Annotated in this window: 4 protein-coding genes; 1 reads left to right on the top strand and 3 read right to left on the bottom strand. The window is 67.3% G+C overall.

What is annotated here, in order from left to right; translation table 11 throughout:
* The first annotated feature begins 190 nt into the window (after positions 1-190).
* Positions 191-1,681: a malate:quinone oxidoreductase gene (locus tag HUK82_RS15105; protein ID WP_176614735.1), complete on the top strand. Its 1,491-nt coding sequence runs from the start codon at positions 191-193 to the stop codon at positions 1,679-1,681.
* A 378-nt stretch (positions 1,682-2,059) separates the two neighbouring features.
* On the opposite strand, the gene HUK82_RS15110 is transcribed toward HUK82_RS15105, so the two are convergent.
* The 3 genes from HUK82_RS15110 to HUK82_RS15120 form a co-directional block, all read right to left on the bottom strand.
* Positions 2,060-2,533, bottom strand: a complete 474-nt coding sequence (locus HUK82_RS15110) for a phosphoribosyl-ATP diphosphatase (protein ID WP_176614736.1) — start codon at positions 2,531-2,533, stop codon at positions 2,060-2,062.
* A gap of 48 nt (positions 2,534-2,581) precedes the next feature.
* Positions 2,582-3,346, bottom strand: a complete 765-nt coding sequence (gene hisF, locus HUK82_RS15115; protein WP_176614737.1) for an imidazole glycerol phosphate synthase subunit HisF — start codon at positions 3,344-3,346, stop codon at positions 2,582-2,584.
* Positions 3,346-3,727, bottom strand: a 382-nt coding sequence (locus tag HUK82_RS15120) for a HisA/HisF-related TIM barrel protein (RefSeq protein WP_256127047.1), incomplete at its 5' end; no start/stop codon positions are given. The genes hisF and HUK82_RS15120, both read right to left, overlap by 1 nt.

Raw genomic sequence — 3,727 nt, forward strand, 5'->3', positions numbered from 1 at the left:
CCATGCGTGCACGGAGCGGCCGGACGGGCGCGCGAGTGCCTGCGGCAGGCGTGCCTCGCGCAGAGATGATCGACCGGGCAGAATGTGACCGTTCACGCCCGGCGTTCCAACGGGCCGGGGCGTCCGTGGCCCCCTTGCCCCCGGCGTGCGGAGCAGGAACAATGCCGATCCGTTACAGCCGGAGAGTTTCATGAGCAGCGCGTCCACGACCGATTCCGTTCTCGACGTCGTTCTTGTCGGCGATGGAATCATGAGTGCCACGCTGGGCACGTTCCTCAAGGCGTTGCAGCCGGACTGGTCCATGGCGATGTATGGTCGTCTGGATACCGTCGCGCGTGAGAGTTCCGACCCCTGGCACAACGCCGGGACGGGTCATGCCGCGTTGTGCGAACTGAACTACACGCCCGAGGGCAAGGACGGCCGGATCGACATCTCCAAGGCCGTGGCGATCAACGAACAGTTCCAGATCTCGCGCCAGTTCTGGTCGCATCTGGTCGACACCGGCGCGATCGCCAATCCGCGCGACTTCATCAGCCCGATCCCGCACATGAGCTTCGTCTGGGGCGCGGACAATGTCGATTACCTGCGCCGCCGCCACGAGGCGCTGCGCGACCATCCGCTGTTCAGCGGCATGGAATTCTCGACCGACAGCGCCCAGATGGCGCAGTGGATGCCGCTGGTCATGGACGGGCGCACGGCCGGCACGCCGCTGGCCGCGACCTTCATGGAAGGGGGCACCGACGTCAATTTCGGGGCCCTGACGCGGCTTCTGGTCGCCGATCTGCAGCGCAAGCAGGGGTTCTCCCTGCATATGGGCCATGAGGTGCACGACATCAAACCGGTGCAGGGCAACTGGAAGATCGCCGTGCGCGACCGCGCGAGCGGCCGGACAAGCAGCGTTATGACGCGCTTCGTCTTTATCGGCGCCGGCGGCTGGGCCCTGCCACTGTTGCAGAAGACCGGTATTCCCGAGGCGCGCGGCATCGGCGGCTTTCCGGTCAGCGGCCAGTTCCTGCGCTGCACCAACCCGGACATCATCGCCCGGCATCAGGCCAAGGTGTATGGCAAGGCGTCCGTCGGCGCGCCGCCGATGTCGGTCCCGCATCTCGATACGCGTGTGATCGACGGCAAAAAGGGGTTGCTGTTCGGACCGTATGCCGGGTTCTCCACGCGGTTCCTGAAATACGGATCGCTGTGGGATCTGCCCGCATCGATCAACATGGGCAATCTGGGCCCGATCCTGGCCGTCGCGCGGGACAATTTCGCGCTGACGAAATATCTGGTCCAGCAGGTCATGCAGTCGATGAACGACCGTCTGGAGGCCCTGCGCGATTTCGTTCCCGATGCACGGGCCGAAGACTGGGAACTGATCGTCGCCGACCAGCGGGTGCAGATCATCACGAAAGACGCGCAGCATGGCGGTGTTCTGAAGTTCGGGACCGAGATCATCGCCTCCGGCGACGGCACGGTTGCCGCCCTTCTGGGGGCGTCTCCCGGGGCCTCGACCGCCGCGCCGATCATGCTCAATGTTCTGCGCAAGTGCTTCCCGCAATACATCGAACGCTGGACGCCGGCCCTGCGTGAGATGGTGCCGTCCTTCGGGCGCACTCTGGCCGACGATCCGGCCCTTTGCGCCGAGGTGCGCGAACGTACGACGCGCGTGCTTCAGCTCGCCGACTGAGGATCGCGCGTCGGCGCGACCGGGCAACGGTGCGCTTGACATAGCTCATGGCGGCGTCTGCGGGCGTCGTCACACTGTCGGAAATGACAGAGGGTGATCGCCGTGATGCGACGGATGCGTGGGACCGTACTGTGCTGGGTGGTGGCGGGGTTCGCCGCGTTCGCGTCCGGGGCCGCGCACGCGGCGACCCGGGCCGAACAAACGGCGGCCTGCCGCGGGGACGCCATCAGGCTGTGTACATTCGCCATTCCTAACGTGGCTAAGATCACGGCCTGCATGGAACAGAAGATCGATCGGCTCTCGCCGCGCTGTCGTGCGATGTTCAAACCCGCGCCCGCCCGACGAAAGGCGCGCCGACCGGGCTGACCGGGGCCGTCGTCAGCCGAGCGGATCTCGCGGGCGGCTGGCCTTTTCAGCGATGCCACTCGTGCCTTCGCGGCGCTGCAATTCGGACCAGACATCCTCGGGGTGAATACCCGCGTCCACCCACATGACCACGAGGTGGTAGAGAACGTCGGCACTTTCGCCGATCAGTTCGCGCGCGTTGCCGGCCACCGCCTCGATCAGGCATTCAACCGCTTCCTCGCCGAATTTCTGCGCGATCTTGTGCGTGCCGCGCGCCAGAAGACGCGCGGAATGGCTGCTGGCCGGGTCCGCGCCGCGCCGGCTCTGCACCGTGGCGAACAGGCGGTCGACGACCATGGCATCGGCGCCTGTGGGCGGCGTGGCGATGGCGGCCGAGCGCGCCGCCTTGGCGGTCTTGGGTGCCTTGGCAACCTTGACGGGGACCTTGCGGCCCGGATCCTTCTTGACGGCGGATTTCTTCGCGGTGCTCTTGGTGATCTTTGGCATGGACTCTTCGATGACGGAAAACGTGGCGAGGAAACGCGCCGCGCGGCTTCAGGATCCGTGGGGACGGACCGGCAGGCCAGCCTGACGCAGCGTGTCCTTCACGCCGGGGATAGTCAACTGGCCGAAATGAAACACGCTCGCGGCCAGCAGGCCGGTTGCGCCCGCGCGTGCGCCCTCGACGAAATGCTGCGCCGAGCCGACCCCGCCGGACGCCACGATCGGCACGCGCACAGCGCTTTCGGCGGCGCGCAGCAGGTCGAGGTCGAAGCCGCTGCCCGTGCCGTCACGGTCCATGCTGGTCAGCAGGATCTCGCCCGCGCCGCGACTGGCCACGTCGCGGCACCATGCGATTGCGTCGATGCCTGTCGGTGTGCGGCCGCCATGGGTATAGACCTCCCAGCCGCCTCGGCCGTCGGCGCGCGCGTCGATGGCCACGACCACGCATTGCCGGCCGAACCTGTTTGCGGCCTCGTTCACCAGATCGGGCCGGGTGACAGCGGCGGAGTTCATGGCGCACTTGTCGGCGCCGGCCAGCAGCAGTCGGCGCATGTCCTCGGGCGCGCGCACCCCGCCGCCCACGGTCAGCGGCAGAAAAATCCGCTCCGCCGTGCGCGAGACGACATCGAGGATCGTGTCGCGGTTTTCATGGCTGGCGGTGATGTCGAGAAACGTCAGTTCGTCCGCGCCTGCGGCGTCATACAGGGCTGCCTGTTCGACCGGATCGCCCGCGTCGCGCAGGGAGACGAAATTGACGCCCTTGACCACGCGGCCGTTTTTGACGTCCAGACAGGGAATGACGCGCAGTTTCAGCATCAGCGCAGAACCCGCAGGGCGTCGCGCACGTCGATCCGCCCGTCATACAGCGCGCGGCCGACGATCACGCCGCTGATGCCCGGTGCTGCCGTCGCCGCCTCGCGCAGGGCCACCAGATGGTCGAGCGTGCCGACGCCGCCACTGGCGATCACGGGGACGCTGAGCGTGTTGGCCAGCGCCGATGTCTGGTCGAGGTCGAGTCCGGACAGCATGCCGTCGCGGCTGATCTCGGTGAAGATGATCGCGGCGACACCGGCATCCTGCATTCGAAGCGCCAGTTCGGTGGCCTCCATGTCCGATACCTCGGCCCAGCCCTCGGTCGCGACGCGTCCGGCGCGCGCGTCGATGCCCGCGACCACGCGGCCGGGAAAGGCGCGGCAG

Source organism: Ameyamaea chiangmaiensis (assembly GCF_013376175.1).
GTDB lineage: Bacteria > Pseudomonadota > Alphaproteobacteria > Acetobacterales > Acetobacteraceae > Ameyamaea > Ameyamaea chiangmaiensis.